Origin of the sequence: Thalassococcus lentus, from assembly GCF_028023555.1 — a bacterium.
Lineage (GTDB): Bacteria > Pseudomonadota > Alphaproteobacteria > Rhodobacterales > Rhodobacteraceae > Thalassococcus_A > Thalassococcus_A lentus.
Map to the genome: position 1 here is coordinate 17,026 of NZ_JAQIOY010000012.1, position 23,657 is coordinate 40,682.

Genomic DNA, 23,657 nt, shown 5'->3' on the forward strand with positions numbered 1-23,657 from the left:
CCATTGGTCTGGTCGTATTCCGGGCAATCAGGACCAGTCGCCGGAAAAGCCCTTGGGCACCATCAGGATGTCCCGATCAACGCCGGTGATGTTTCGATGTCCACACAGCGCCATCGAACTGTCCAGTTCCTTGTGGATGACCTCCAGTGCCTGCGTGACACCCTTTTGGCCATGTGCGCCCAGTCCATAAACATAGGCCCGCCCGATCCAGGCACCCTTGGCGCCCATGGCGCAGGCTTTCAGCACGTCCTGACCGGATCGAATACCGCTGTCCATATGCACTTCGATCTTGTCACCAACCGCGTCGACAATAGGCTCCAAAGCGCGAATGGACGACAAAGCACCGTCCAGCTGGCGGCCGCCGTGGTTGGAAACGACGATCGCATCGGCGCCAACGTTGCAGGCCTCCAATGCATCACGTGGGTCCATGATGCCCTTGATGATCAAAGGGCCATCCCACATTTTGCGGAACTCGCGAATACGGTCCCAGTTCAGGGACTGGTCAAAGGCCTGCGCAGTCCAGCTGGACAGCGATGACGGATCCTTTACGCCCTTGGCATGGCCAACGATGTTTCCGAAAAACCGCCGTTTGGTAGACAGCATGCCCAGACCCCATTGAACCTTGGTCATCATGTTGGCAACCGAAGAGGGCGTAAGTTTGGGCGGGGCGGACAGGCCATTCTTTAGGTCCTTGTGACGCTGGCCCAGCAGCTGCAAATCGACCGTGATCACAGCGGCCGAGCATTTGGCCTCTTTCGCGCGATCAAACAGCCGCTGCATGAAATCGTCGTCTTTGAGCGTGTAAACCTGCATCCAGAACGGAGCGCTCGTATTGGCCGCCACATCTTCGATGGAGCAGATCGACATGGTCGAAAGACAGTAGGGCACGCCAAATTTCTCGGCGGCCTTGGCGGCCATGATTTCACCGTCGTAGTGTTGCATGCCGGTCAGACCGACCGGGGCCAGCGCGACAGGCATCGTCACATCCTGTCCGATCAGCTGTGTCTGGGTCGAACGGTTTGCCATATCGACGGCCACACGCTGCCGCAGGTAAATATCGTCGAAGTCCGAACTGTTTTCCCGGAAGGTCTGTTCGGTCCAACTGCCGCTTTCGCAGTAGTCGTAAAACATTTTGGGCACGCGCCGTTTGTAGATGCGTTTCAGGTCGGCGATTTCCGTAATGACGGGCATATCTGAGCCTTTTTGCAGTATTGGTATGCTTTTCTTACCGATTTGGGCGCAAAGCGCAATGCGACAGGGTGCACAGCATCAAAGATTTGCCCAGACTATCACGATTGCAAAGGTCAGAAATGGTGCTCCAGCCAGCGCATTACCGGATCGGCAGATTGCGCCGCCTTGGTCAGGGCCGCAAGGGCATCTGATTGGAGCTGTTCATCAAGCCCGTCCTGCCAAACGACAAGGCTCTTGCGGCGTAGCAAGCCCGCGCGTGGATGCTCGGTGCTATGAGGCGGGGGTACTCTTTTGAGCTCGGCTTCGCTGGTTCGCCAAACCCCGGCATCCAGTATGGATGCCAGTTCCGCGCCATCGGGTTCGGCGATCAAATTGCGCCAGCGGATTAACTGTTCCGGGGTGAATTGCATGATCCCCGCACCAAACGAGGCATAGTCCGGCGCAATGCCAAACATCCAGGCCCGCCCATCCGGAAGCGACCACATCATATGCAGGTGGACGTGGTAAGGCGTCTTGTCCTCGGAAAACCGCAGATCCCGGTGAGGGCGGAACAGTTTGGTTTTGAGCCCCGCCCCATAAGAACGCGACAAGGGGACGGCCAGATCAGCCATCAGCCTTTCGGCTGGGCGTTTCAGGGTGTTGTCATAGCGGGTCTTGTTCTGTTTGAACCACGCACGCGAATTGTTTGCGGCCAGATCATCCAGAAAAGCCCGAGCGTCATTGAAAAGGTGTTTGGTCTCGACGGGGTGTGCCATTGGCTGACTCCGGCGGGTGCAAAATGCTTGGGCGCGATTGTAGCACAAATTCGCCCATTATCGTGTTCCTTCTTGCCCGAAGGCGAGGAACCGCCTAGCTCAGTTATATGAACAGGCGTCATCTCATTTCATCGGCCATATTGGGTGCAGTGGTCTGCGTGCCTTTGGCACAGGCTCATCCTCATGTGTTTGTCGACAGCAGCCTGCGGATCTTTGTCGAAGATGGCCGGGCAAAATCGGTCGAAGTCACTTGGGTCTATGACGACTTCTTTTCGTTATTGATTTTTGAAGACATGCAGTTGGACCCCGACGGTGATGGTGTTCTGACCAAGGCCGAGCTGGGCCGACTTCGCGGCTTCGATTTCGAAGTCTGGCCCGAAGGGTTCGAGGGCGATCTATATGCCTATTCGAATGGCACAAAGCTGGACTTGGCGATGCCCGAAGTCACCGGAATCGCCGTGGATCAGGGGCGCATCGTGTCCCGACATGTGCGCCGTTTGCCGGATGTGCCTGCCGCGGGTCTCGAGTTGCAGCAGTACGATCCGACATACTACGTGGCCTATGCGCTGGATTCCAACGTGGTTGTCGAGGGTGGCTGCAGCGCTGCCGTCGAAAAATATGACCCGGACGCGGCGGCCAAAGCGATAGAAGACGAGCTGAATTCAGTGCCTGAAGATGTTTTTGAACAGATGAAGGTCGGTATCCATTTTGCTGATTGGGTGCGGCTGTCATGCGATCCTTCCTCCTGATTTTCGCCCTATGTGTTGTGGCGCTTGCTGTTTGGCTTTGGGGCTTTGGTGGGGCTGATGTTATCGGGTCGGCAGCTGCCGATGGTCAGCGCGATGCGCAAAACGCCATGGCGCGTGGCCTCAGGGCGCTGCGCGCGGGTGAGCCGGGGGCCATGCTGGCTTTGATGTCTGTTTGCTTCGCCTATGGCTTCTTTCATGCAGCAGGCCCTGGCCATGGCAAGATATTGATCGGCGGATACGGTGTCGCACGCCGTGTTCCGATCATGCGTTTGTCCGCTTTGGCAATTCTCTCTTCGCTTGCCCAGGCCGCAGCGGCCGTGCTGTTGGTCTACGGTTCGGTGTGGGTTCTCGGGTGGGGACGTACCGATATGGAAGGGGCCGCCGAACGGTTTTTCGCGCCAGTATCCTATGGGGCGATCGGTTTGATCGGAATGTGGCTGCTCTGGCGCGGGTTGTCCAAGCTGAGGTCTGCGCCGGCTGTTCACCATCATTCACATGACCATTCGCATGATCACGGCCACGATCACCCCCACGACCATGACCATTCTCACGACTCTGGAGGGCATGGGGATGTTTGCAGCACCTGCGGCCATGCTCATGGTCCAACCATCGAACAGGCGGCAGGGGCGACATCGCTGCGCAGTGCGATGGCGGTTATTCTGGCGGTTGCCATCCGTCCCTGCACCGGGGCGCTGTTCCTGCTGATCCTGACGTGGCGCATGGGTATCGAACTGGCTGGTATCGCCGGTGCATTTGCAATGGGATTGGGTACGGCCTCGGTCACCGTGGCCGTGGCGATTGCCGCAGTCACACTGCGGGAAGGAGCGTTGAACCGGCTGGCCGACGGGGTCGGCGGAAACGGCGGTCTCAGGATCTTGGGCTTGGTCGAAGCGGTGGCCGGTGCTGTTATTGCCGCGCTTGCCTTGCAATTGCTGCTGCGCACAGTGGCCTGATTGCCCCGGCTGTCAGAACGCACATGCTTGCACCGCTGATCGCAAAGCCCTAAGCACATTCAATGTCCCAGACCCAGTTGAGTTTTTCCGGCCATACACGTGCCGTTTTGACGCTTGGCCTGCCGTTGGTCGGTGGGCATTTGGCGCAATTTGCCATTGGTTTGACAGACACGATCATGATCGGTTGGTACGGCGTTCCGGAACTGGCCGCACTGACCCTCGCGCATTCTTATTTCTTTACGTTGCTCTTGCTTGGTTCCGGTTTCGCCTGGGCCATCATGCCGATGGTCGCAACCTATGCCGCCAAACAGGATGATCCTCAGATCCGGCGCGCTACGCGCATGGCGCTGTGGCTATCGGGCCTGTTTTTTGCGGTATTCATGCCGTTGCAGTGGTTTTCCGAGCCTATATTCCGCGCGCTTGGCCAAACCGATCAGATTTCTCAGATGGCGCAAAGCTATCTGCGTGTGGCCGGTTGGGGGATGCTGCCTGCTTTGGGTGTGATGGTTCTCAAAAGCTACCTGGCCGGATTGGAGCATACGCGAATCGTGCTCTGGATCACGCTGGCGGCTGCCGTCGCCAATGTGATTGCAAACTACGCTTTGATTTTCGGAAACTGGGGCGCGCCTGAACTGGGTATTGCCGGTGCCGGGCTGGCATCGGTTTCATCAAACATTGTCGCCTTGGTTCTGGTTGTTGCCTACGCATTGCGCAGGCTGCCGGAACATCAGCTCTTTGTGCGCTTCTGGCGCCCGGATTGGGACATGTTCGCGCAGGTTTTCCGGCTTGGCTGGCCTATTGGGCTGACATCTTTGGCCGAGGTTGCCTTGTTTGCGGGATCTGCCGTTCTGATGGGATGGTTGGGCACAATCGCTTTGGCGGCACATGGCATTGCAATTCAGATCGCAACCGCGACATTCATGATTCAGTTGGGCTTATCGAACGCGGCTACCGTTCGAGCCGGCAACGCGCTGGGCAGAGGGGATGCCCGTCATTTGACGATGGGCGCCCGGGCGGTCCTCATGCTGGGCGCCATGGGTGTCGCTTTTTCCGTTTCGCTGTTTTTGCTCTTGCCCGAAACCTTGCTGGGCGCGTTTCTGGATCCCAGCGACCCAGATCGCGCCGCGATCATCGAAATTGGTCGCGGATTGCTGATGATGGCAGCCCTGTTCCAGCTGGCGGATGCGGCGCAGGTTATTTTCCTTGGCCTTCTCAGAGGGCTGCAGGATACGCGGGTTCCCATGATAATGGCTGCGGTGTCCTATTGGGGCGTTGGCATGCCAGCGGCGTGGTTATTGGCATTTCCCCTTGGTCTGGCAGGTGTGGGTGTTTGGCTGGGGTTGACGCTCGGACTGGCCGTTGCGGCCCTGCTACTCGGGATGCGATTTGTGACGGACGGACCGCGCCGCGTGGTTGCCGGCTGAGCCAAACCCACCGAAGGATCAGGTAAACAGCACCTCGGTTTCGACGGCGCCCACTGCAGTCGCCAAAGAGTTAAACCGCGCTTCGGTCACCTCGCCGTAGAGCGGTGCCGCATGTTCGGCCAGATGCAAGCGCAGCGTTTTGGTCTTGGACTGCCATTCCAACCGGGCCTGCCGTTGGTCTTCGTCAACCATCCAAAGCATCGCCCCGAAACGCAGGGCCTTGCCCAAGACTTCTGCATGCTGCTGGGCCTCTGCACTGATCAGATCGTACAGGCCCTCAAAGCGTGTGCCTTCGCGCTTGTTGCGGTAACGGTGCAGCAGGGCCAGTCCCAAAAAGATCCGTTCCGAGTGTTTTAGGCCCCCCAGATTGGCGCGGGTTGCATAGTCAAAACAGACTTCTGCCCGATAGTCCGGGTGCGCACGCCAGCTGACATCGTGTAACAAACAGGCGGCTTTGACCAAGCGCAAGCGATCAGCCACATCATCGCGGAACAGTGGCAGAATAAACTTGTAAAGCGCGCGCCCAAAGCCCGGCAGGCGCGCATCCTTGCGTTCCGCAAACCGGCAGGCCTCGATCAGGGGATCACGCTGCCGCAGGTCATCCGGCATTTGTTCATAGAGCATACCTTCACGGATGCCGTATGATGAAATGGCAATGTCTTTTGGCCGGAATGTATCGATCAGCGGGCCCAACACTTCGCAGGCATAGGGCACCAGCGCCATACGTGAGCTGGAAATGCCGCAAACCGAGCGCAGTTGTTCGAGATCCTGATCCTGCACAAAGGCAATGGTGTCGCGCACTGCCTGAGCATCCATTCGATATTCATGTAAAACATGCAGCGGGTATCCGCGCCGCTCCATGTCGATGCGCGCCAAGGCCCTCCAACTGCCGCCTACTAGAAACAGGCGATCACGCTGTGAGCCCATGTGCTCCTTGAGGCTGGCCATCTCGGCGGCGACATAATCGGCGCGTGCGTGCGCGCCACCGTCCAGATCCTTGAACTTGAGAGGCCCAAGCGCCGAAGTGATCCGTTTACCGACTTCACCGCCCTGAATTTCAGCAAGCTCCATGGACGAGCCGCCAATGTCGCAGACCAGTCCAAAGGATCCCGGCCATCCCAGTAGAACGCCCTGTGCCGAAAGCCGGGCCTCTTCCTCGCCATCAATCACATAGATCGTCAGGCCGGTTTCGGCCTCCAGCTCTTTGCGAAAACTCTCGCCATCTTCGGCCTCGCGCATGGCTGCTGTTGCCACGATGCTCAGCAAGGGCAGTTCCATGCTTTCGGCCAGCAGTTTGAACCGCGCCAGAGCGGACCGTGCGCGTTCTTTGCCTTCGGGGTTCAGGCGGCCCGTCTCACGCATGCCTTCGCCAAGGCCGCACATGATTTTTTCGTTATAGAAATACGCCGGGCTGCGCGCCGCGCCGTTGAAGACAACCAGGCGAACAGAGTTGGAGCCAATGTCGACGACGCCGACGCGGGACAGGGCCCGCGTTTTCGGATCGTCGAACAGCGGCTTGCCAAATGGAGTCCATTCGCCGGTTTCAGAGGGGTCGTGTCCGTCCATGGCAGCCTCATAGGTGTTAAGGGAACCATGACAACCAGCAGCGATATCGTCAAGAAACGGTGCGCCATTGTCTGCATCATTTGACGAAAAGATTGGTCTTAGCCGTCTTCCGTATGCGTCAGCTTTGGTACATCTGCGGCGCCCGCGGATCCCCGGCCCGACAGCGACGGGTTTTCCATGAAAAACCTATGGCAGTTGAAGGAAAATTCGCCCTCGGGCAACACATGTCGCACGAAATCACCAGAGGGGGTCATCAACCAGCTTTGCGCGGTGTCAGCCAGATTGGCGGCCATGATCTGACTGACGATCTGCGCTTTTACCGTGGGGTTGTTGATTTCCACGGCTGTTTCCACCCGCCGGTTCAGGTTGCGACCCATCCAGTCTGCTGAGGAAATGAATACACGTGCCTTTTTGTGCGGCAGCCCATGACCATTGCCAAAGCAAATGATACGCGAATGTTCGAGATACCGACCGACAATGGACTTAACCCGGATATTCTCGGACAGGCCCTTGATCCCGGCGCGCAGACCGCAAATGCCACGAACGACGCAATCGATTTTCACGCCTGCCTGACTGGCAGCATAGAGTGCGTCGATCATGTCCGGCTCAATCAGTGAGTTCATCTTGAGCCAGATTTGCGCGGGTTTTCCTGCCCGTGCATGGGCTGCTTCGGCCTCGATCAGCGCCAGCATTCCGGTCTTGAGAGAGTGCGGCGAAATAAACAGGTTTTCGAGCCCCTCGGGCTGCGCATAGCCGGACAGGTAATTGAAGACTTTCGAAGCATCGCGGCCAAGCGCTGGATCACAGGTAAAGAAACTCAGATCCGTGTAAACCTTGGCTGTGATCGGGTGGTAGTTTCCGGTCCCGTAGTGGGTGTAGGTCACCAGTTTTTCACCTTCGCGGCGTACGACCGTGCTGATCTTGGCATGGGTTTTCCAATCCAGAAAACCATAGACCACATGAGCCCCCGACCGTTCCAGACGGCGCGACTGCCGGATGTTCGCAGCTTCGTCGAAACGAGCCTTGAGCTCAACAAGGGCCGTTACCGATTTCCCCTCTTCCGCCGCCTCGCAAAGCGCTTCGACGATCGGCGAATTCCGCGATGTCCGGTAAAGTGTCTGCTTGATTGCGACGACGTCGGGATCGCGCGCAGCCTGATTGAGAAAGCGCACCACCATGTCGAAGGTTTCATAGGGGTGATGCAGCAGCATGTCCTTTTGCGCGATGGCGTCGAACATGTCGCCCTCGTGATCCTGAACCCGTTCCGGAACGCGCGGTGTGAACTGTGGCCATAGCAAATCGGGGCGGTCTTCCAAAACCAGTTCGCTGAGGTTCGCCATGCCGATCATGCCATCCAGTTCGATGACTTCCTCGTCGCGAACATGAAGCTCGCGCATGACAATCTTGCGCAGCCCCTTTGGCGCACCTTTGGAAATCGTCAGCCGCACCACTTCGCCGCGGCGGCGGCGTTTCAAGGCAACTTCGAATTCGCGCACAAGATCTTCGGCTTCTTCTTCGACTTCCAGATCGCTGTCGCGCAAAACACGAAATCCGAAATGGTTTTTTGCAATGTAGCCCGGAAACAGGCTGTCCACGTGCAGCAGCAACACGTCTTCAAGTCTGATGAACCGATGTTCGCCTTCGGGGGCTGGCAGCGCCATAAAGCGGTCAATCTGGGCCGGGATTGGCAGCAGGGCCTGCAAAGTGTTCTTGTCCCGAACCCTCTCGAGTTGAAGCGCAAGGCAATAACCCATGTTTGCGATGAACGGGAACGGGTGTGCAGGGTCGATCGCCAGTGGCGACAAAACTGGAAAAACCTTGTCGAGAAACGCCTGCGCCAGATGCGATTTGTCCGCTTTGTCCAGAGTGTCCTTATCGACAAGACTGATGCGCTCAGCCTGCATTAGCGCTTCCAACTCACGCAGAACATTTTGCTGTTTGGCCATCAATCGGCGCGCGTTGTCATCAATCAGCACAAGTTGTTCGGCGGGGCTAAGCCCATCGGCTGCCGGGGTGGTATTGCCGGCCTGCGCCAGTTCGCGCAGGCCTGCCACACGCACCGTGTAGAATTCATCGAGATTGGTGGCCGAAATGGACAGGAACCGCAGCCGTTCCAGCAAGGGCACCTTTGGGTTCTCGGCCTCTTCCAGAACGCGCCAGTTAAAGCCCAGCCAGCTTAGTTCACGATTGAAAAAGCGGCCGGGGCCGGTGGGATCGAAATCCTGCAATTCGGATGGGGCCGCCAGCGGGGCGGCAAGAAAATCAGCCTGTTTCATGCGAAGCAAACTGCCCCGCGCAAATGTTGATCGTGTGTGTGCATAACTCAGTCATGCCTTGTCGGGCCGTCTTGTTCAAGCTCTGCCAGCACGGATCGCGCCAGTGGACGGGTGACACCGCCCCCCCGCCCAAGCGCCGCACGGTCGAGCCGGTGAACCAATTCGAGGGCAGCGGCATAGCTGCGTGGCATGTGCCCGGCCAGAAAGGGAATGACATCTGGCGAGGGAACAATCTGACGATCTGCGAACAGTTTGGCCAGCAGGGCTGTCAGCAGCATGTCGTCTGGCTGCGGCAGGTCCGCGCCCTGCGCGCCGAGCATACGGCTTTTGAGATCGGGCAGCACCAAGTCCCATTGCAGCGCCGGGTTCTGAGCCGTCAGCAACAATGCATGACCCTCTGCCAGAACGAGGTTGTGCAAATGAAAGAGCGCTTCTTCGGCAGCAGAGTTGCCTGCAATCTGTTCCACGTCTTCAACACAGACCGGTGATGTTGAGACGGCTGGGATATCCGCGTTGGGCAGATCGGTGGCCCGTATGATGGTTGCGCCTGACAAGGCCGCCCAGACATGGGCCAGATGCGTCTTGCCCGACCCGGACGGACCGGTGAGGATGAATTTGCGGGCTGGCCAGTTTTGCCAGCCTTCGACGAGCGCAACCGCCATGGCATTGGCGGGCGTGACGAAAAAGTCTTCGCGCCCCAGCGCGGTCCGGACCGGCAGGGGCAGGGGCAATTGACGGGGGTCGCTCATGGCTGGTCTTGCTCTTGCGCTCCGCGCCCGTCGAGGCCTTTGTAGAGGCGGCTATCGGTGTATTGCTTGGCCACAAAGCGCGTGATGACGCCAAGCGCGGCAGCCAGCGGAACAGCAACCAGCATTCCGACAAATCCAAACAGGGACCCAAAAACCGACAGGGCCAGCAACAGCCAAACGGGGTGCAGGCCGATGCTTGAGCCAACCCAGCGCGGGGTCAAAACGTTGCCTTCGATGAACTGCCCGGATTGGAAAATGGCCCAGACCAGAACAATCCAGTGCCATTCGCCCCAGAACTGGAACAGCGCCAGACCAATCGCCAGAGCGCCCCCCACCAAAGCGCCAACGTAGGGAATGAAGGTCAACAATCCTGCAACCACGCCGACGACCAGCCCAAAGTTCAATCCCACGAGCCAAAGCGTTGCGGCATAGTAGATTCCCAGAACCATACAGACCGACCCCATGCCCCGGACAAAGCCGGCCAGTACGGTGTCGATGTCTTTGGCAAGTTTGCGAATGACAGGCGCATGATCGCGGGGCAGCAATTCGTCAATCCGCTCGATCATGTTGTCCCAGTCAAGCAGCATGTAGACAGCCACGACCGGAACAATCACGAACAGAAGAACAATGTTGATGACCGAAGCTGCAGAACTCAGCGCGGTGTTCAGCAATTCTCCGCCGCGATCGCGGATCGTTTCACCCAGTCGGGCAATGGTTTCGTTCAGAACCGATCCTTCATCCATCACGCTGGGAAAGCGTGAGGCAAGAAAGGCCTGCAGGTCACTGAACAGTTTGGGTGCGAATTCGACCAAGGCCAGCGCCTGACTGACAAGCGTTGGTATGACGGCCAAGGCCAGAACAACAAAGGCCAAAAGTGCCAAGACCGTTATGATCGTTGTGGCGATCGCACGGGAAAACCCCATGCGCTCAAGCCTGTCCGCAACCGGGTCAAGGAAATAGGCAATCGCGCCGCCCAGCACGAAAGGCAGCAGAACGTCGCCAAGGAACCAAAGCACAACGGCAAAAACCGCCGTCGCTCCGCCCCAGTATTTTAGCTGATCTTTGACCGGTAAGGCCATGGCTGCTCCTGTATGCCTTTCTCTACATCGCGCTTTCGGCAATCTGTTTCAAGTCCGTGTTGCGTGATGCCGGGCTTTCGGTGCCCTTGGATTTATCCTGCTAACCGCGTTTCAGGCTAAGCCGCGCAACGGTGCCGGATTTTCCACGTTCAAAGGTCAGGGTTCCACCATGCTCAAGCGCAATTGCAGAGGTGATCGTCAGTCCCATGCCGAACCCTTGTGTCGCCGCCGCGTTTTCGCCCCGTTCGAATGGGGCCGAAAGCGTCTGAAGATCAATCGCCGAGGTGTCGCCGCCTTCGTCCTCGACAAACACATGGGCCATATCCGCGTCCGTCTCTAGGCGCAGAACTGCGCGCCGGCCGTATTTCAGTGCATTGTCGATCAGATTGGACAGCGCCCTGTGCAGGGCGATCGGACGACCCTTGATGACAACTTTTTCATCTTCTCGTAGCGCGCTTTGACCACGACGCGACATAAAGATCGATTGTCCGCCTTCAACCACGAGCGGTTGGCTGTCTCCAAAGGACACAGGCCGGCCTACGTCTGCATAGTCAGCAACCACAGCCTCAACCAATGACCGCAAAGACATCTGGCGGGGCGCTTCGGTGCTCAGTTCAGCACGGGTATAGGTCAGGACGCTCTCGATGATGCCAGTCATTTGGTCAATGTCGGCCTCGAACTTGCCCCGCAATTCCGGGTCTTCGATGAGCGCGGCCCGCAGCCGCAGCCGTGTGGCTGGTGTTCCCAGATCATGGCTCACCCCTGACAGCACCAAAGCGCGTTCTGCCAGATGATGACGCTCGTTTTCACGGTACGCGTTGAAGGCCGAAATGATTTCCTTCAGTTCGGTTGTGCCCGTTGGCTCAAAGGCTTCGGCCGTTCCGAGTCTGCGTTGGCTACCCAGTTTTCCGGCAAACTGGCTGAAATGCTGGGCGATGTTCAGAATGGCTCCGGCCAGAATGGCAAGGCTCGCGCAGGCGAACAACACGGCCAGCAATCGATAGTCTTTGGGGTTGGCGGGGCAGTGCCAAAGGGAGGGGGCTTCAAACCGGGTCCAGTCTTTGCCGGGTGCGAGGGCCAGAACAATCGCCGGGCTGCAATAGTTGGCGAGCAAGGCAATCACCTCGCCGACCGTGTCCCGCGCCGCACGGCTGTCACGCAGGGCCAGCTCCGAGATTGGGTAGCGCAGGTCAGGCGAGACAATGGCAAACTTGATCTGCGCGCCGCTCAGCGCATTGGGATCAAGGCTGACGGAAAAATTGGTCACGAGGGCAGGGCGGGGCATATTGCTGAGACGCTCGAACTGACCGGCCATTGCCTTGGGAAGATCGGCTTGGGGCAAGGCAGTTGCCGTGACCTCGGCTGGTAAATCTGCATTGTGGGCCAAGGCATCGAACAGCGTTTTGCCGGCATGACGGGCTGCTGTGATGTGGTTGTTCCATGCATGATTGGAAACCGTCCAAAGCCCGATGGCCGCAGCGCCGCTCAGAAAGGCGAGCACCACCAATGACACTCCGATGAAACGCAGGCTTTGAAGGGTGGTAATCATGTCTGGGTCGTTGCCACATCGACAGCAAAGACATACCCCATACCGCGCTGCGTCTTGATCATTTCAGGCTGTTTAGGATTGGGTTCGATCTTGGACCGGAGCCGTCCTACAAGCATATCGATCGCGCGGCCGCTGGCATCGGCTTCACCGTCACCGGTCACATCAAGGGCGGTCGCGATTTCGTCGCGTGTCAGCGGAATGTGTGGATTGGCCAGAAAAGCCTGCAAGAGCGTCACTTCGCGCCGGGAGAGCGGAACCTGATATCCTTCGGGCGATGTGACTTCGTCTGTACGTCCATTGTAGTTCCAGCCTCTGAACTCGAAACTGGTCAGCCTGCGGCGATGCGCCAGAGAGGCCGCGCGCTGGGTCCGGGCAAGAACCGCCTTGATGCGTGCGAGAAGCAGACCGGTGTTGAATGGTTTGGCGATATAGTCGTCAGCCCCGACCGCATAACCAGCCATGCGTTGCTGATCGGTGGACAGGGCCGAGACCATTATGATGGGAACGGCATTGTCCTTGCGCAGGCGCGCGCAGATCTCGATGCCGTTTTCGTCGCCCAGCATCACATCCAGCAGGATCAGGTCTATGCGTCCCGCTTCCATGTGGCGCCGCACATCGGATTCCGACGCGGCAGGCAGAGCGATTGAACCATTCTGCTGTAGGAACTGCGTCAGGATTTGACGCATCTCGGGATCATCGTCGACGACGAGTATGCGTGGAATAGACATCTGCCCCGACCTCCCTGCGGTTCTTGTGCCTAGCTTTCTTTTGTAACAGCCTGCAACAAAATCAATTGCAGTGTAACAGCCTGTAACAAGCAGGGCGATTTTGTGGATGCGCAGGCGGAATACCGGCCATTAGCAAATTGCAATCCGCTCGTCTCAAGCAGCATCAAAGCGTCACTGAAATACTGTCAAAATGACATCCGGGAGGAAAACGCGATGAAGAATTTTGCATTCACGGTCTCAGCGATCGCAATGTTGGCCGGTGGCGCAGCGCATGCTGGCCCCGAAGCCGAAGTACTGCACTGGTGGACATCTGGCGGCGAAGCCAAGTCGGTTGCCGTTCTGCAGCAGGAGTTCGCCGAAAAGGGCGGTGAATGGACCGACATGCCAGTTGCCGGCGGCGGCGGCGATGCAGCGATGCAAGCCCTGCGCGCACGGGTTCTGTCGGGCAACGCACCAACAGCTGTTCAGCTGAAGGGTCCGGCCATTCAGGAGTGGTATGAAGAAGGCGTTCTGGCCGATATCTCCGCTGTCGCCGAAGCACAGGGTTGGGCCGATGTTCTGCCCGCATCCATCGCTGGCCATATGCAGTGTGAAGGCACATGGTGCGCCGCGCCGGTCAACGTACACCGCGTAGACTGGATCTGGGCGAACGCAGACGTTCTGGAAGCCAACGGCATCGCGATGCCAACCAGCTGGGATGAGTTCAACGCGGCGGCTGAAAAGCTTCAGGCGGCGGGCATCATTCCATTGGCGCATGGTGGTCAGGCATGGCAGGACGCAACCGTTTTCGAAGCAGTCGCGCTGGGCATTCTTGGCGCTGATGGTTTCCGCAAGGCATTCGTGGAACTGGACGAGGCAACACTGACCTCGGACGAAATGATCGCTGTGTTTGATCAGATGCGCACCCTGCGCGGTTTCGTCGATCCGAACTTCCCGGGTCGGGATTGGAACCTTGCAACTGCGATGGTCATGAATGGCGAAGCGGCGTTCCAGATCATGGGTGACTGGGCCAAGGGTGAATTCCTTGCTGCAGGCAAAGCACCGGGCGAAGATTTCCTTTGCGCTTCTGTGCCGGGTGAAGGCTTCCTCTACAACGTGGATAGCTTTGCGATGTTCGAAGTTGGCGGCGACGACAAGCAGGAAGGTCAGGCGCTTCTGGCCGAGCTGATCGTCGGCAAGAACTTCCAGAAGGTCTTTAACCTGAACAAAGGTTCGATCCCTGCGCGTACAGACGTTGCTCTGGATGACTTCGACAGCTGTGCCAAACTCAGCTCTGATGACATGGCCGCGTCCAGTGAAGGTGGCTCGTTGCTGCCATCCTACGCCCACGGCATGGCCCTCAGAGGCGCTCAGTCTGGCGCGATCACCGACGTTGTGACATCGCACTTCAACTCGGACATGACCTCTGAAGATGCGGTTGCACAGCTCGCCGCAGCCGTCGCCAACAGCATGTAATCCAGTCCCCGACTGCATGCAAAATTGCCCCGCCGCTGCTATGCTGTGGCGGGGTTATCCGACAACTCACAGGGGACAGGACACGTGAAATTCCTCGAAGATCACCTGCCAAAGCTGATGCTCGCGCCGTCATTCATCGCGATGCTGATCTTTGTCTACGGCTTTATCGGTTGGACAGCTTGGGTTTCTCTGACCCGGTCAAGACTCTTGCCGCGTTACGAGATAGAAGGCTTTATTCAATACGAGCGGCTGTTTTCGTCGCTGCGCTGGGACACAGCATTTACCAACCTGTTCCTCTTTGGCGGGTTGTTTATCGTGATCTCGATGATCCTGGGGCTGGCGCTGGCGATTTTTCTTGATCAGAACATCCGGGCCGAAGGCGCAATCCGCACAATTTACCTTTATCCTATGGCGCTTTCCATGATCGTGACTGGCACAGCCTGGAAATGGATCCTCAATCCCGGTCTGGGTCTTGAGGCCATGGTGCAGGGCTGGGGCTTTGAGGGGTTCAAATTCGACTGGCTCGTCAATCCGGACATGGCGATTTATACCGTTGTTCTGGCTGCCATCTGGCAAAGCTCGGGTTTCGTGATGGCGCTGTTTCTGGCCGGGCTTAGGTCCGTAGACGGTGAAATCATCAAAGCCGCCCAGATCGATGGCATTCCCAACTGGCGCATCTATTCCGCGATCATCATTCCGTCGATGGCACCGATTTTTCTAAGCGCGTTCATTGTGCTGGCACACCTCGCGATCAAGAGCTTTGACCTCGTCATTGCATTGACGGGTGGTGGCCCCGGTTTCTCGACGGACCTGCCCGCAACCTACATGTTTGCCATGGCGTTTTCGCGCGGTGACATCGGTCAGGCTGCGAGTTCCGCAATGGTCATGATGGGTGTGGTTTTCACCATCGTGGTTCCCTACCTCTACTCTGAGCTGAGGGTCAAAAATGACTGATGCCGTCTATTCAGAAGCGCGTTCGCAAGGTCAGATAACCCGCCTTGTCCTGCGCTGGCTGCTATACCTCCTGCTCTTCGTCTTTGCCTTGTTCTATCTCGCACCTCTGTTCGTGATGGTCACAACGTCGCTCAAGAGCCTTGAAGAAATCCGAACTGGTGATCTGATCTCATTGCCGAGACAAGTGACCTTTGATGCATGGCGAACCGCCTGGGCCAGCGCCTGCACAGGTATCCAGTGCGAAGGGGTGCGCCCATACTTCTGGAACTCGGTTCTGATCGCCGTTCCTGCCGTGCTCATCTCGACCCTGCTGGGCGCCATCAACGGCTATGTGGTTGCGCAATGGCGGTTTCCCGGGGCCAACATCTTTTTCGCCCTGATGCTGTTTGGCTGCTTTATTCCGTTTCAGGTCGTTCTGTTGCCGATGGCGCGGATGCTTGGATTGATGGGCATTGCGGGCACGATCCCGGGGCTGATCTTTGTTCACGTGATCTATGGTCTGGGCTTCACCACACTGTTTTTCCGCAACTACTATGTGACAATTCCGGCTGAGCTGACCAAGGCTGCCAAAGTAGATGGCGCCGGATTTTTCCGCATCTTCTGGTCGATCTTTTTGCCACTGTCGCTACCGATCATCGTTGTCACGGTCATCTGGCAATTCACGCAGATCTGGAATGATTTCCTGTTCGGCGTGTCATTCAGTCAGGCCGGAACACAGCCAATCACTGTGGCTCTGAACAACATCGTCAACTCCACCACCGGCGTTAAGGAATACAATGTGGATATGGCCGCTGCGATCATTGCAGGTCTGCCCACGCTCCTCGTCTACGTTGTCGCTGGCAAATACTTTATCCGCGGGCTCACCGCTGGTTCCGTGAAAGGCTAACCCCATGGCACCTATTCTTGAAATCCAAGGCCTCTACAAAAACTACGGTTCGACCGAAATCCTCAAGGACATCAACGTATCCATTGATGCGGGCGACTTCCTTGTGCTGGTGGGCCCTTCCGGTTGCGGCAAGTCAACGTTGTTGAACTGCATCGCCGGCCTTGAGCCGATATCTGGCGGAACACTGTCGATCGGCGGGCAGGACATGACCCACGTCAGCCCCAAAGACCGTGACATCGCCATGGTGTTCCAATCCTATGCGCTCTATCCGACCATGAGCGTGGCCAAGAACATCACCTTTGGGATGAAGGTGCGCGGCGTTGATCAGAAAACGCAGGATGCGAAGCTGAAAAAGGTCGCGGAGCAATTGCAAATCGATCAACTCTTGCATCGTCGTCCCGGACAGCTGTCCGGAGGTCAAAGGCAACGAGTGGCTATGGGGCGTGCGTTGGTTCGCGATCCCAAACTGTTCCTGTTCGATGAGCCGCTGTCGAACCTTGATGCCAAGCTGAGGGTCGAGATGCGCACCGAGATCAAGGCGCTGCACCAGAACCTTGGCGCCACGATGGTTTATGTGACCCATGATCAGATCGAAGCGATGACACTCGCAACCAAGATCGTCGTCATGAAGGGTGGCGTGGTCCAGCAGATCGGAACACCTGCAGAAATCTACAATCGCCCAGCCAATATGTTTGTTGCCGACTTCATGGGCAGTCCGGCCATGAACCTGATCCCAGCTAAGGCTGTCAAAAACGGGTCTGGAAACACGATCGAGATTGAAGACAAGACCGGCAAGCCGATTGTTCTGAAAGACACCAGTGGCCGCGATCTGCCAAACAACGTGGTGATCGGTGTCCGGCCCGAGGACATCTCGGAACCCGGCGCGCGCAATGGCAAAGCCCAGCAAGAGGCAGACTTTCTGGTCGATATTGTCGAGCCAGCAGGGGCGGACACGTATGTGGTCACAAGTCTGGGTGGGCGTCAGGTTACAGCACGCCTGCATGCAGAAACCACGGCGCAGCCGGGTCAGCATCAAACGCTGGCGTTCGACATGGCCAAGGTTTCCTACTTTGATCCGGACACTGGACTGCGGCTCAACTGATGCAACTGGTTGCTGATATCGGCGGAACCAATGCCCGGCTGGCCAGTCTGGAAGCCGGGCGGCTGCACACGGCCCGCAGCTATAAGAACGCTGCGTTTCAGGGCTTTGATGAACTGGTCACGCAATATCTGAGTGATACGGCGCAGACCTCGCCCAAACGACTGGTTGCAGCCATCGCAGGACCGGTTCAGGGCAACGAAGGGCGGTTGACCAATTTGCCATGGCATGTGTCTGGTCCGGATATGTCCCGGCGCTTTGCCGGGGCAGATGTCACGATCGTGAATGACCTGACCGCGCTTGGCTATGCTGCGCTTGATCTGGGTGCTGTGCAGCTTGAACGGCTCGCGCCGGGTTTGCAGGGCAAGGCGTTGAGGGGCGGGCGCAATGCTTTGGTCGTCGGCATCGGAACCGGTTTCAACGTCAGCCCGGTTGTCGAGTCAGAAGGCCAACGGGTTTGTCCGGCGGTCGAAGTGGGTCATGCCAGTCTTCCTGTTGCGATTGCGCGAAAATTGAACGGGATTAAGCCTGCCCTGGCTGATGAGTTTCAATCGATCGAGTCCCTGTTTTCGGGCGCTGGTCGGCGAAAGTTCCTGTCGCTTGTCTGTGAACAAAATGTCGAGCGCGCAACACCCTACCTTGCCGCATTTGGCGCAGCTGAGAATGCCCGCTTTGATCAGGCGCTCGATGACTATGCGGCGCTTGTCGCAGCCCTTTTGGTCGATCTGCGTCTGACCTATGGGCCTGAGAATGGCATATTCCTTGCAGGCGGCGTCGCTCGTAGCACACTGGATCATGGACGTTGCCGTTTCCTGCAGGGCGTCTTTGCCGATCAGGCGCAATTCCTGTCCGGATCGCCAGCGATCTATCTGATCAAGGACGACTCCGCAGCGCTGCTTGGATGCGCAAAACTTTGTGCGCGACACTGATCAAAGCGTAGGAATCGACCGTCCAAAAAAAAGGCCGCCCGAAACCGGGCGGCCTTTGAACTGTCTGTCAGGTGGCGTGATTAGTGGCACGCAGGGCGATCGCCCGGCAGCAGCACTTTGTCGATCACGTGGATCACGCCGTTGTCTGCCTGAATGTCTGCTACCACCACATTGGCAACTTCGCCTGTGCCATCGGCAATGGTGACACCGGAATGCGATGTGATGCACAGACGCTCCGAGCTCAGGACCGGCTTGTAGTAGTTTGAGCCGGACGCAAAATCGGTGGAGCCCAGTTTGCGGTCATCGACGTGGTACAGCAGAACGTTGGTCAGCTGGTCCTTGTTTTCCGGCTTGAGCAGCGTTTCGACTGTGCCCTCGGGCAGCGCTGCAAAGGCATCATTCAGCGGCGCATAGACTGTGAACGGGCCGGGACCGGACAGGGTTTCGGCCAAGCCTGCGGCCGTCACGGCGGCGACAAGCGTGCTGAAGCGTTCATCGCCAGCGGCAATGTCCACGATCGTATTGGCCGAGGCCGCAGCGCCAAAAGTAACGGCAGTTGCAAGGGCAGCAGTGAATGTCTTGATCGTCATAGCGTCTCTCCTGTTGGGTTAGATAAGTTGGATACGGAGCGAAGGACGCTTTGGGTTTGTGTGATCACGCAAGCGTCATAACGCGTGATCTGATCCTGTTCTCTTGCATCGGGGCCACGCATGGATCACAACAGCAAAAACGCCAATTACGTCAGGACGCATCCCATGCGCATGAGCCGCTACTTCCTACCTGTTCTCAAGGAAAACCCTTCTGAGGCGCAGATCGTCAGTCACCGTTACATGCTGCGCGCCGGGATGATCAAACAGTCCAGTTCCGGCATCTATTCTTGGCTGCCGCTGGGCTTCAAGATTCTCAAGAACATTGAAAACATCGTTCATGAAGAACAGGTTCGTGCCGGACATATCCCGATGCTTATGCCCACCCTGCAGTCAGCGGATCTGTGGCGTGAAAGCGGGCGCTATGATGACTACGGCGAAGAAATGCTGCGCATCACCGACCGGCATGGACGTGACATGCTCTATGGTCCCACAAACGAAGAGCTGATCACCGATATTTTCCGGTCACATGTGAGCAGCTACAAAGACCTGCCTTTGACGCTCTATCACATCCAGTGGAAATTTCGCGACGAGATCCGGCCACGCTTTGGGGTGATGCGCGGGCGCGAATTCTACATGAAGGACGGCTACAACTTTGACCTGACCAAGGAAGATGCGCTGCATGCCTACAACCGGCATCTGGTCAGCTACCTGCGCACCTATGAACGCATGGGCCTGCAAGCGATCCCGATGCGGGCTGATGGCGGTCCGATTGGCGGGGACTACACCCATGAATTCCTCGTACTTGCTGAAACGGGCGAGTCTGAGGTTTTCTACGATAGTGAGATCACAGACCTGCGCTTTGGCGATCGTCAGATTGACTATGACAGTGTGGAGCAGTGCCAGGCAGTTCTGGAAGAGTTCACCAGCCGCTATGCGCGCACTGATGAAACCCATGACGAGGCAATCTTTGCTGAAGTGCCCGAAGCGCGCCGCCGTACGGCACGTGGTATCGAGGTGGGGCAGATCTTCTATTTCGGCACCAAATATTCCGATGCCATGGGCGCAACGGTTCAGGGCCCGGATGGCAAGCCGACGCCTGTGCACATGGGCAGCCATGGCATTGGGGTGTCAAGATTGCTGGGCGCGATCATCGAAGCATCTCATGATGACAAGGGCATCATTTGGCCCGAAGGTGTCACACCCTTCCACTGCGGGATCGTCAATCTGAAATCCGGCGACGCCGAAGCGGACGCGGCCTGTGAAGCCATCTATGGTGCATTGGCGGCCTTGGGACTGGAAGCGCTATACGATGACACCAGCGAACGGGCAGGGGGCAAGTTTGCCACCATGGACCTGATCGGTTTGCCATGGCGGATTACGGTTGGACCGCGCGGGTTGAAAAATGGCGTGGTTGAGCTGACCTCGCGCCGCACCGGCGAGAGCGAAGAGTTGCCGCCCGAGCAGGCCGTGGAGCGGATTGCACAAATCTATGGCCGCGCCGCGCCGCAGGCGTGATCCGAACCGGCCTTGGCCAGATGGCCTTGCCACTTTGGCCTGGGCGGAAAAGAACTTGGTTTCGGCGTGCTTGCGCACGCCGACCGGCGCGCCTTCGGCGCGTTTTGCGTATTTTCAAAAAGAAGAAGCAAGGCGCGGCGGTACCGCTCTGAGCGATTGACAAAGAGTAGCGGTCTGCGCAGGCTTTTTGTCATGCGTACTGGGATGATTGCGCTTCTTGTTTGGATTTGCCTTGCCGGTTCGGGCGCTGCTCAGTCGGAACGCGTGCGGCTGGAATGGGAACGCTGGTTGGATCGGGTCGGGGCCACTGAGGCGTCGCTTGTTTTCATGATCGAGAATGCAGAATTGTCGATCGAAGCGCGGGGGATCGCCCCCGACACGCCGATGCCGCTGGCCAGCAATTCCAAGGCGATTACAGCACTGTGCTTGGAGGCGTTGGTGCGCGAAGGCAAACTGGCGTGGGACGATCGGGTGGCGCGGTGGTATCCCTCCGTCCGGACTGAGCTGACAGTTGCGGATTTGGTGGTGCATCGCGCGGGACTTGGCCGCGATTCTACGCAGCGCAAAATGCCGCGTTGGCGCGGCGATCGCACGCCGCGTTGGGCGGAGGTGCGCGCTGCAGCTTTCGCCCGCAAGAAACATGCCGCGCCGGCCAAACGCTATCGCTACAGCAATGAAAACTATGCCATTCTTGGTGATCTGATCGAAGTGTTGAGCGGGCAACCCTATGAAAGGGCCTGCCGTTCGCGTGTTCTGGAGCGCTTTGGCGTACAGGGCGTTTTGGGCGATGCCTATGGTGGCTTTGGGCCTTGGGGCGGGTGGTCCATGTCGGTGCGTGACTATGCGCTGTTGCTGCGCAAGGGCTATGTCGGCCGCGATCCTCAGGCTGGTCCGTATGCGCCGGTCGCGGAGTCGGGAAAGGTGATTTATGGCCTGGGTATGCTGGCCCGTCTCAGCCCCTATACCCCGAACCAATGGCATGTCGGGTCATTGTGTTTTGGCGGGCAGGGGCATGGCGCGCTCGCGATGAATTTGGGCGGGCGCTACACGGTGGTGGCCGCTTACAATACCTGCGCCAGCCCGGCCGAGCGCGAAGCATTGGAGCGCAGCCTCGTGAAGGCGATCTTTGCCGACTGAGCAAGATGTCCCGATTTTCCCCGGATGCATTGCAAAGTCATGGCTGACCCACGTTCTGCTTTGCGGTAACCTGCGGGTAACTAGTAGATGAGGCAGCAAGATGATCAGAGCGCTGGCATTGGTGGGTGGCGTTGCGGGTGGCGTGGGGCTATCGCAGTTCCCCGAGTTTTCGCAGCAATACACGCAGCGGCTGGGCGGCGCGGTTGATGAACTGACGCGCCAGATCGAACGCTATGAACGGGACGCGGAAAAGGTCGGTCTGACGCTGGACGGACTTTTGGAGGGTATGTCGGGCGAAGGGCCTTTGGCGCAGACGCAAGCTGGCAACATGGCAGACGACATCGAGCGACATGCCCGACTGTCTGCGGATCTCGAAGCGCTGGAAGGTGCGGGCCCGTTCACCCGCGCAAGGCTGGCCACCCATATGGCTGATCGCGACATCGCAGCCAAAGCATATGAGGCATATAAACCGGCGGTTCCTGCCACCTTTGAAGGTGCTGTCTTTGCCGGAACCGGGTTGTTTGCAGGATGGGCCGGCATAACAGCGGTCTTTGCTTTTCTGGGCGGGCTGTGGAGCATGCTGACCGGCCCGTTTCGGCGCAAGACGTCAGCCTGACCTGCGCCCCTTGCGCCGGAGGGCGGCGGCGACTAGACAGCCAGCCAAATTGCAACGCTGACAAATGGGTCAAGGAGTGTCGCCATGGGTTTTCGAATGGGCATCGTGGGGTTGCCGAACGTCGGCAAATCGACGCTTTTCAACGCGCTGACCAAAACGGCGGCGGCGCAGGCTGCGAATTTTCCGTTTTGCACGATTGAACCAAATGTGGGCGATGTTGCTGTTCCGGATGCAAGGCTCGATACGCTGGCAGAAATCGCGCAGTCCAAACAGATTATCCCGACGCGTATGACCTTTGTGGATATTGCCGGTCTGGTCAAAGGCGCCTCCAAGGGCGAGGGGCTGGGCAACCAGTTTCTGGCAAACATCCGCGAAGTGGACGCAATCGCCCACGTGTTGCGCTGCTTTGAAGACGAAGATGTGACGCATGTGGATGGCCGGGTTGATCCCGTGGCCGATGCAGAGACCATCGAAACCGAATTGATCATTGCGGACATGGAATCGCTGGAAAAGCGCCTGCAGAACATCGTGCGCAAGGTGCGCGGCGGCGACAAGGAAGCCGTGCAGCAAGAGCGCCTGATGAAAATGGCACTGGAAGCGCTGGAAGCGGGCAAACCCGCCCGCGTGGTCGAGGTGGACGCCGAAGACGCAAAACAGTGGAAGATGCTGCAACTGCTGAGCACCAAACCGGTGCTCTATGTCTGCAACGTGGACGAGGGCGAGGCCGCAACTGGCAATGCGCTCTCAGCCAAGGTTGCCGAAATGGCTGCCGCGCAAGGAAACAGCCATGTGATCATCTCGGCAAAAATCGAGGAAGAGATCAGCCAGTTGGACGAAGAAGAAGCTGCTGAGTTTCTCGAAGAGCTGGGCCTGAAGGAAGCCGGGCTGGATCGCCTGATTCAGGCTGGTTACGATCTTTTGCACCTGCAGACCTACTTTACCGTTGGCCCGAAAGAAGCGCGCGCCTGGACCATCCGGGCCGGAACTTTGGCGCCGCAGGCCGCTGGTGTGATTCACGGCGATTTCGAAAAGGGCTTCATCCGGGCCGAAACCATTGCCTACGATGATTTCGTCACGCTTGGCGGCGAGCAACCGGCCAAGGACGCGGGCAAGATGCGGGCGGAAGGCAAGGGATACGAGGTCAAGGATGGCGACGTCCTGCACTTCCTTTTCAATACCTGAGTGGCATCCGTTGCCCAACTACCACGGTTGTCTGATGCGGGCTGACGCCACGTAACCCATGGTTGACGCCGAGGGGCGTCAGGTGTGATACAGGATTCGCAATCTACTCTCCGTAGATCAGTTCTGTGTCTCTCGGAGGCACATTAACGAGTATGCCCGATTTCCATCCTCGGGTTGTTATCTTTGGCGGCATCGCGATTATTGAGCGGTGTCGCCTTTTTTATGCGCACAGCCCTGTGTGATCGCGTTCAAACATTTTGATTTTCCGCCTTGTA

General features: G+C 58.0%; 21 protein-coding genes. 12 read left to right on the top strand and 9 right to left on the bottom strand.

Features of this window, described 5'->3' with window-relative positions; translation table 11 throughout:
• Positions 1–27: 27 nt before the first annotated feature.
• Positions 28–1,191 carry an alpha-hydroxy acid oxidase gene (locus PFY00_RS18515; RefSeq protein ID WP_271434089.1) on the bottom strand — a complete coding sequence of 388 codons (1,164 nt, stop codon included), beginning with the start codon at positions 1,189–1,191 and terminating at the stop codon, positions 28–30.
• A gap of 113 nt (positions 1,192–1,304) precedes the next feature.
• Positions 1,305–1,946 carry a TIGR02453 family protein gene (locus tag PFY00_RS18520; protein ID WP_271434090.1) on the bottom strand — a complete coding sequence of 214 codons (642 nt, stop codon included), beginning with the start codon at positions 1,944–1,946 and terminating at the stop codon, positions 1,305–1,307.
• A 107-nt stretch (positions 1,947–2,053) separates the two neighbouring features.
• Between PFY00_RS18520 and PFY00_RS18525 the strand changes: the two genes are divergently transcribed.
• The 3 genes from PFY00_RS18525 to PFY00_RS18535 all read left to right on the top strand — a co-directional run bounded on the left by PFY00_RS18525 (position 2,054) and on the right by PFY00_RS18535 (position 5,072).
• Positions 2,054–2,695, top strand: coding sequence for a DUF1007 family protein (locus tag PFY00_RS18525; protein ID WP_271434091.1), 642 nt, complete (start codon positions 2,054–2,056; stop codon positions 2,693–2,695).
• Complete coding sequence (locus tag PFY00_RS18530; protein ID WP_271434092.1) at positions 2,677–3,648, top strand: nickel/cobalt transporter; 972 nt, start codon at positions 2,677–2,679, stop codon at positions 3,646–3,648. Before PFY00_RS18525 ends, PFY00_RS18530 begins: the two co-directional genes overlap by 19 nt.
• Positions 3,649–3,710: 62 nt before the next feature.
• On the top strand, positions 3,711–5,072 hold the full coding sequence (locus tag PFY00_RS18535) for an MATE family efflux transporter (protein ID WP_271434093.1): 1,362 nt from the start codon (positions 3,711–3,713) through the stop codon (positions 5,070–5,072).
• Positions 5,073–5,090: 18 nt separating this feature from the next.
• Here PFY00_RS18535 and PFY00_RS18540 read toward each other — a convergent pair whose 3' ends face one another.
• The 6 genes from PFY00_RS18540 to PFY00_RS18565 all read right to left on the bottom strand — a co-directional run bounded on the left by PFY00_RS18540 (position 5,091) and on the right by PFY00_RS18565 (position 13,019).
• Positions 5,091–6,638, bottom strand: coding sequence for a Ppx/GppA family phosphatase (locus PFY00_RS18540; RefSeq protein ID WP_271434094.1), 1,548 nt, complete (start codon positions 6,636–6,638; stop codon positions 5,091–5,093).
• A 98-nt stretch (positions 6,639–6,736) separates the two neighbouring features.
• Entirely contained in the window at positions 6,737–8,914 is a 2,178-nt protein-coding gene (locus PFY00_RS18545) for an RNA degradosome polyphosphate kinase (protein ID WP_271434095.1), read from the bottom strand.
• 47 nt (positions 8,915–8,961) lie between these two features.
• The gene (locus tag PFY00_RS18550) at positions 8,962–9,663 is read right to left on the bottom strand and encodes a P-loop NTPase family protein (protein ID WP_271434096.1); all 702 of its coding nucleotides are present in this window, start codon (positions 9,661–9,663) and stop codon (positions 8,962–8,964) included.
• Positions 9,660–10,742: an AI-2E family transporter gene (locus PFY00_RS18555; RefSeq protein ID WP_271434097.1), complete on the bottom strand. Its 1,083-nt coding sequence runs from the start codon at positions 10,740–10,742 to the stop codon at positions 9,660–9,662. Before PFY00_RS18555 ends, PFY00_RS18550 begins: the two co-directional genes overlap by 4 nt.
• Positions 10,743–10,842: 100 nt before the next feature.
• Positions 10,843–12,291, bottom strand: a complete 1,449-nt coding sequence (locus PFY00_RS18560) for a sensor histidine kinase (protein WP_271434098.1) — start codon at positions 12,289–12,291, stop codon at positions 10,843–10,845.
• On the bottom strand, positions 12,288–13,019 hold the full coding sequence (locus PFY00_RS18565; protein WP_271434099.1) for a response regulator transcription factor: 732 nt from the start codon (positions 13,017–13,019) through the stop codon (positions 12,288–12,290). The genes PFY00_RS18560 and PFY00_RS18565 overlap by 4 nt, the downstream gene beginning before the upstream one ends.
• Positions 13,020–13,232: 213 nt before the next feature.
• On the opposite strand from PFY00_RS18565, the gene PFY00_RS18570 reads away from it, so the two are divergent.
• The 5 genes from PFY00_RS18570 (at position 13,233) to PFY00_RS18590 (ending at position 18,342) form a co-directional block, all read left to right on the top strand.
• Positions 13,233–14,474, top strand: coding sequence for an ABC transporter substrate-binding protein (locus PFY00_RS18570; RefSeq protein ID WP_271434100.1), 1,242 nt, complete (start codon positions 13,233–13,235; stop codon positions 14,472–14,474).
• A 117-nt stretch (positions 14,475–14,591) separates the two neighbouring features.
• A complete protein-coding gene (locus PFY00_RS18575; RefSeq protein ID WP_271434125.1) occupies positions 14,592–15,428 on the top strand; it encodes a carbohydrate ABC transporter permease in 837 nt (278 codons plus the stop codon).
• Complete coding sequence (locus tag PFY00_RS18580) at positions 15,421–16,314, top strand: carbohydrate ABC transporter permease (protein ID WP_271434101.1); 894 nt, start codon at positions 15,421–15,423, stop codon at positions 16,312–16,314. The genes PFY00_RS18575 and PFY00_RS18580 overlap by 8 nt, the downstream gene beginning before the upstream one ends.
• 4 nt (positions 16,315–16,318) lie before the next feature.
• Complete coding sequence (locus PFY00_RS18585) at positions 16,319–17,416, top strand: ABC transporter ATP-binding protein (protein ID WP_271434102.1); 1,098 nt, start codon at positions 16,319–16,321, stop codon at positions 17,414–17,416.
• A complete protein-coding gene (locus PFY00_RS18590) occupies positions 17,416–18,342 on the top strand; it encodes a glucokinase (protein ID WP_271434103.1) in 927 nt (308 codons plus the stop codon). Before PFY00_RS18585 ends, PFY00_RS18590 begins: the two co-directional genes overlap by 1 nt.
• Before the next feature lie 80 nt (positions 18,343–18,422).
• Here PFY00_RS18590 and PFY00_RS18595 read toward each other — a convergent pair whose 3' ends face one another.
• Positions 18,423–18,932, bottom strand: a complete 510-nt coding sequence (locus PFY00_RS18595; RefSeq protein ID WP_271434104.1) for a fasciclin domain-containing protein — start codon at positions 18,930–18,932, stop codon at positions 18,423–18,425.
• Between the two features lie 165 nt (positions 18,933–19,097).
• Here PFY00_RS18595 and proS point away from each other — a divergent pair, with 165 nt between their 5' ends.
• From proS to ychF, 4 genes are all read left to right on the top strand, one after another.
• Positions 19,098–20,447, top strand: coding sequence for a proline--tRNA ligase (gene proS / locus PFY00_RS18600; RefSeq protein ID WP_271434105.1), 1,350 nt, complete (start codon positions 19,098–19,100; stop codon positions 20,445–20,447).
• A gap of 192 nt (positions 20,448–20,639) precedes the next feature.
• Complete coding sequence (locus PFY00_RS18605; RefSeq protein WP_271434106.1) at positions 20,640–21,584, top strand: serine hydrolase domain-containing protein; 945 nt, start codon at positions 20,640–20,642, stop codon at positions 21,582–21,584.
• 100 nt (positions 21,585–21,684) lie between these two features.
• A complete protein-coding gene (locus PFY00_RS18610; protein ID WP_271434107.1) occupies positions 21,685–22,200 on the top strand; it encodes a DUF2937 family protein in 516 nt (171 codons plus the stop codon).
• A gap of 84 nt (positions 22,201–22,284) precedes the next feature.
• On the top strand, positions 22,285–23,382 hold the full coding sequence (gene ychF, locus PFY00_RS18615; protein WP_271434108.1) for a redox-regulated ATPase YchF: 1,098 nt from the start codon (positions 22,285–22,287) through the stop codon (positions 23,380–23,382).
• Positions 23,383–23,657: the final 275 nt, after the last annotated feature.